At 70.7% G+C, this 4498-nt stretch carries 6 protein-coding genes and 1 riboswitch; of the genes, 5 read left to right on the top strand and 1 reads right to left on the bottom strand.

The genetic code is table 11. The features are described 5' to 3' along the window. The 3 genes from PV363_RS02905 to PV363_RS02895 form a co-directional block, all read left to right on the top strand. Nucleotides 1–397, top strand: a 397-nt coding sequence (locus PV363_RS02905) for an aminotransferase class V-fold PLP-dependent enzyme (RefSeq protein ID WP_301021639.1), incomplete at its 5' end; no start/stop codon positions are given. Between the two features lie 339 nt (nt 398–736). Further along, a riboswitch (cyclic di-AMP (ydaO/yuaA leader) is annotated at nt 737–892 on the top strand. Nucleotides 893–897: 5 nt separating this feature from the next. After that, a complete protein-coding gene (locus PV363_RS02900; RefSeq protein ID WP_220365598.1) occupies nt 898–1467 on the top strand; it encodes a C40 family peptidase in 570 nt (189 codons plus the stop codon). 68 nt (nt 1468–1535) lie between these two features. After that, entirely contained in the window at nt 1536–2573 is a 1038-nt protein-coding gene (locus tag PV363_RS02895) for a DUF3048 domain-containing protein (protein ID WP_301021638.1), read from the top strand. 154 nt (nt 2574–2727) lie between these two features. On the opposite strand, the gene PV363_RS02890 is transcribed toward PV363_RS02895, so the two are convergent. Further along, nucleotides 2728–3495: a MerR family transcriptional regulator gene (locus PV363_RS02890; RefSeq protein WP_220340898.1), complete on the bottom strand. Its 768-nt coding sequence runs from the start codon at nt 3493–3495 to the stop codon at nt 2728–2730. A gap of 112 nt (nt 3496–3607) precedes the next feature. Between PV363_RS02890 and PV363_RS02885 the strand changes: the two genes are divergently transcribed. Both PV363_RS02885 and PV363_RS02880 read left to right on the top strand, forming a co-directional pair. Next, nucleotides 3608–4198 carry a YqgE/AlgH family protein gene (locus PV363_RS02885; protein ID WP_220340899.1) on the top strand — a complete coding sequence of 197 codons (591 nt, stop codon included), beginning with the start codon at nt 3608–3610 and terminating at the stop codon, nt 4196–4198. A gap of 40 nt (nt 4199–4238) precedes the next feature. Continuing rightward, nucleotides 4239–4498, top strand: a 260-nt coding sequence (locus PV363_RS02880) for a DUF3039 domain-containing protein (RefSeq protein WP_301021637.1), incomplete at its 3' end; no start/stop codon positions are given.

Below are 4498 nucleotides of genomic sequence, written 5' to 3'. Positions count from 1 at the left end.
GTCCACGCCCGGGGGACCGCGTCCGCGAGGTCCGGTCGAGGCCCTGGCCGCGGCCCGCGACGCGTTCGTGCACGACGTGCTCTCCGCTGCCCCGGGCGCCTTCCTCACCGGCCATCCGCGCCGTCGGCTTCCCGGTCACGCGTCGTTCTGCTTCCCGGGCACGTCGGGGGAGGCGGTGCTCCTGGGGCTGGAGCAGGATCACGGCATCGCGTGCTCCAGCGGCTCGGCGTGCGCCGCGGGCTCCGACGAGCCCTCGGAGGTCCTCTTGGCGCTCGGGATCGATCCCGAGGTGGCGCGTACGGCGGTGCGGTTCACGGCCGCGTCGCCGGCGGACTTCGAGGGTGCCGCCGGGGCCGTCGTCACCGCGGTGCGAGCCGTCCGGTCGCTCGCCGGCTGACCGTCGCCGGCGCGCCCGCGGGTGCGGTGGACCCTTGCATCCGCGCAGAGCTTTGTTATGGTCCTGGGACAAGACCGGTCAAAATATGACAAGGGTCACATAGCCCCCCGTCGATCACTGCGACGGCAGGGCAGGTGACCTGGACGAGCGTCCAAACCTCGTCCGTGGTGAGGTCTGGTGTTTTGAGCGGGTCCATCGACGTGTCTATGGTGGCCCGCGGCCTGACAACAGGCCCCACAACCCCCCATAACGGGCAGGACCGGGACGCGACCGGGTCCTGTCGGACAACTGAACATCGTGTGTGGGAAACGCCCAATCCTGCCCGCCTGCACACGCCCCCATCATCGACCGTCACCGACGGGCAGGAGCGGAGGAACCAACTCTGCACGAAGTCCTTCGGGTCATGCGTGCTCGGGGTGAAGCCCTAAGACAGGGCAGGGCCATCCTTCGGCCCTAATCCGACAGCTCACTTCGCAGGCGTGGAAGGGACCACGCTCATCATGCTCGCGACCCCCCGGACGCAGCGCCTCATGGCTCTGCCGATCGCTCTCTCCGCTGCCTTCGCGATGGTCGTCACGACCGCCAACGAGGCCAGCGCAGCCCCCGCCTCCACGTCCACGAGCACGGCCGCCGCGAAGACCGCGACCGCCCAGAAGCTCGCCGCCGCGAAGGCCACCAAGAAGGCCAAGCGCGTCGTCGCCAAGAAGCGTCGCGCCGGTCGCATCGTCAAGGCCTCCCGCGTCGCCGCGCGCCAGAAGGGTGACCCGTACCGCTACGGCGCGTCCGGCCCCCGCGCGTTCGACTGCTCCGGCCTCACCTCCTACTCGTTCCGCAAGGCAGGCATGAAGCTGCCGCGGACCGCGAACTCGCAGTACCGGCACGTCCGCAAGATCAAGAAGCGCAACATCCGCAAGGGCGACCTCGTCTTCTTCGGTGGGTCCCGCAAGTACCACGTGGGCATCTACTGGGGGAAGGGTCGCATCCTCCACGCGCCGTACTCCGGCAGCCGCGTGAAGGTCGAGCGGATCTGGACCCGCGGCTGGTCCGCAGGCACCATGCGTCTGCGCTGACAGCGACACCACCACGAAGAGCAGGGCCGGTGCCTCCTGAGGTACCGGCCCTGCTCCACCATGGGAGCATGCACGTGAGCCAGAAGCCCCGTACCGCGTTGCGCGCCACCCTCGTCGCGACCGCACTCGTCCTCGCGGCGGCGTGCTCGGGTGGTGACGAGCCGAAGACCCCGGAGAAGCCGACGCCGACCAGCGCCGACGCCGCGCGCAAGGCGGCGACCCTGAACCGCGCCAACCCGTTCACCGGCGAGGCGGCGGCCAAGGGTCTGCCCGATCACCCCGCCTTCCTGGTGAAGATCGAGAACACCGCCGCCGGAGCCCCGCAGTACGGGTTGTCGCAGGCTGATCTCGTCGTCGAGGAGCTGGTCGAGGGTGGTCTGACGAGGCTGGCGGCGTTCTTCTACTCGCAGACGCCGACCAAGGTCGGGCACGTCCGCTCGACCCGGACCACCGACATCGCCCTCGTCAAGCCGACCGGTGGGCAGCTGATCGCCTCGGGCGGCGCGAAGGTGACCATCCGCAAGATCAAGGCCGCTGGTGTGAAGCTCTACAGCGAGGACACCGGCAACCTCACGCTCGCCATCGACCGGGGCAAGAAGGCCCCGTACGACCGGCTGCTGAACCTTGCCGCCTACGCCGACCAGCACCGGTCCGCGAAGGCCGCCGTGCCGCCGCCGTACCTGCCGTTCGGCGCGAGCCCGACGCCCGGCTCGACGAAGGCGACGTCGTTCGACGTCCGCTTCTCCCGCAGCTCCGCGACGCGGTGGCAGCTCGGTTCCGGCGGCGCGTACCGCCGGGTCAACGGCCACGCCCAGAAGGGCAAGGACTTCAAGCCGGACACCGTCCTCGTGCTCTTCACCCGACAGGTCGACGCGGGCTACCGCGACCCGGCCGGGTATCCCGTCCCCGAGACGGTGCTCAAGGGGGGCGGCCGGGCTGTCGTCCTCAACGGCGGCACGATGCTGAACGCCCGCTGGAGCAAGAAGAGCGCTGCGGCGCCGATCCAGCTGACTGCCGGGGGCAAGCCGGTCACGCTCGAGCGGGGCAAGGTCTTCGTCGAGCTCGTGCCGGCTGGCGCCGGTGGCGTGACGGTCCGGTCCCGCTGACGCGAGGAAGGTCACAGCAGGCGGCCTCGGTTCGGCGCGCGCGCTCCCCTACGATCGGCACCAGGGTTTCGGCCCCACCCGGCGGGTCCCTCCCTCCAGCGTCGGGTGGGGCCGTTCTCCGCCTCCGGGGGAGCCGTCTGTGGAGACGCCGGCGTCAGGCCTCGGGAGCGGGTCGCTGGTCGCCGAGCGCCGCGAGCTCCTCGCCCAGGGCGTCGTCGATCGCGTGCGCCAGCTCGTCGCGGAACACCGCGACGACCGCCTGCGCGGCGACCGGCAGCAGGTTGGCGATGGAGGTCACGACCTCCTGCCACTGGTCGTCGGGCATGCCGGCGCCGACGAACGGCTGCCAGATGTCGCGACGCACGCGGCCCACGAGGTCGTCGGCGACCGTGCGCAACGGCCCCGACAGCGCCGGGAGCAGCTCGAGCACCGTCTCCGGGGCCAGGCCGAGCGAGATGGCGGCGGCTCCGGCCCGCACCACCTCGGGACGGTTCACCTCGAGAGTGTCGTCGTCGACGATGGTGGCCAGGCCGCGGTCCACGAGCTTCTGGGCGAGGTCGGTGTCGCGGTCGATGCCTGCCATCGCCGAGAGCCGGTCGCGTGACATGAGCTCGCTCTCGGGCTCGCGGGCCAGCGGCGAGTCGAGCACCGTGATCAGGTCGAGTGCGTAGTCGGCCGTCGTGGAGGTCTTGTCCTGCAGCGCCTTCTCGACGGCCTGCAGCGTGTAACCGCGGTCGAGGAGGCTGCGGACGAGCTGGAGCTGCTTGACGTGGGAGCGCGTGTAGTAGCCGGTGCGTCCCTCCAGCCGCGGCGGTGCGAGCAGTCCACGACTGGCGTACGCGCGGACGTTGCGCACGGTCATCCCGACGCGTGCCGCGAGCTCGTCGACGGTGAGCTCGTCCTCGTTGGCGGTGTCGGCCATCTCGTCCTTCGTGTCGGGTTCGCGGTCCGGTCATCCTACGGCCTGGGTACCCGCGCGAGAGGGCGCCACGGCGTACGCTGAAAGCCGATGAGGCGCCGAGCGAGGAGGGGCGATGACCGACCAGGAACCCGCCGGCATCTCGCCGCGTCACCGGTCGTGCCGAGGCCGTCTTCTCGTGGCCACTCCGCTGCTCGTGGGCGGGCCGTTCTTCCGCGCGGTCGTCGCGGTGCTCGACCACGACGCCGGGGGAGCGCTCGGCGTGATCCTCAACCAGCCGCTGGACGCCACGGTCGCCGAGGTCCTGCCGGAGTGGTCGACACTCGTGTCCAGCCCGACCGCCCTCTTCTCCGGTGGTCCCGTCTCGCCCGACTCGGCCCTCGCGCTCGGCGTCCTGCGGTCGGGTGACCGGCCGCCGACCGGCTGGCGCGAGATGTACGACCGCGTGGGACTGATCGACCTCGACCTGCCGGCCCACGGCGTCGAGCCGGGGCTGCGTGGGATGCGGGTCTTCGCCGGGTACGCGGGGTGGAGCCCGGGGCAGGTGGAGGAGGAGATCGCCGAGGGTTCGTGGGTGGTGGTGGACGCGTTCGACGAGGACCTTCTCTCGTCCAATCCCGAGGCGTTGTGGCGTCAGGTGCTCCGCCGTCAACGCAGCGATCTCGCAATGCTCTCGACCTATCCGGACGATCCCCAGCTCAACTGACCGGCTAGGGGGACGGTTCTTTCTGGCATAGACTGAAGGGGTGTCGACCACCTTCAGTCCCGGATCCCAGACGTCGTCGGACGTGCGCACGCAGCCGCGCCTCGACGACGGCGATCACGAGCGCTACTCGCACTACGTGCCCAAGGGCAAGCTCACCGAGGCGATGATCGAGGGCACGCCCGTCGTCGCCCTGTGCGGCAAGGTGTGGGTGCCGAGCCGTGACCCGCAGCGCTTCCCCGTGTGCCCGGAGTGCAAGGAGATCTGGGAGTCCCTGAAGGCAGGCGGCTCCGGTGACGATGA

The organism is Mumia sp., assembly GCF_028803055.1.
Taxonomy (GTDB): Bacteria; Actinomycetota; Actinomycetes; order Propionibacteriales; family Nocardioidaceae; genus Mumia.
The sequence above is the reverse complement of the archived record's forward strand: the minus strand, read 5'-3'. Positions and strand labels throughout refer to the sequence as shown.

Coding starts and splice junctions, on each gene's coding strand:
- PV363_RS02900 (WP_220365598.1), top strand. CDS start 898: ATGCTCGCGACCCCCCGGACGCAGCGCCTCATGGCTCTGCCGATCGCT.
- PV363_RS02895 (WP_301021638.1), top strand. CDS start 1,536: ATGCACGTGAGCCAGAAGCCCCGTACCGCGTTGCGCGCCACCCTCGTC.
- PV363_RS02890 (WP_220340898.1), bottom strand. CDS start 3,495: ATGGCCGACACCGCCAACGAGGACGAGCTCACCGTCGACGAGCTCGCG.
- PV363_RS02885 (WP_220340899.1), top strand. CDS start 3,608: ATGACCGACCAGGAACCCGCCGGCATCTCGCCGCGTCACCGGTCGTGC.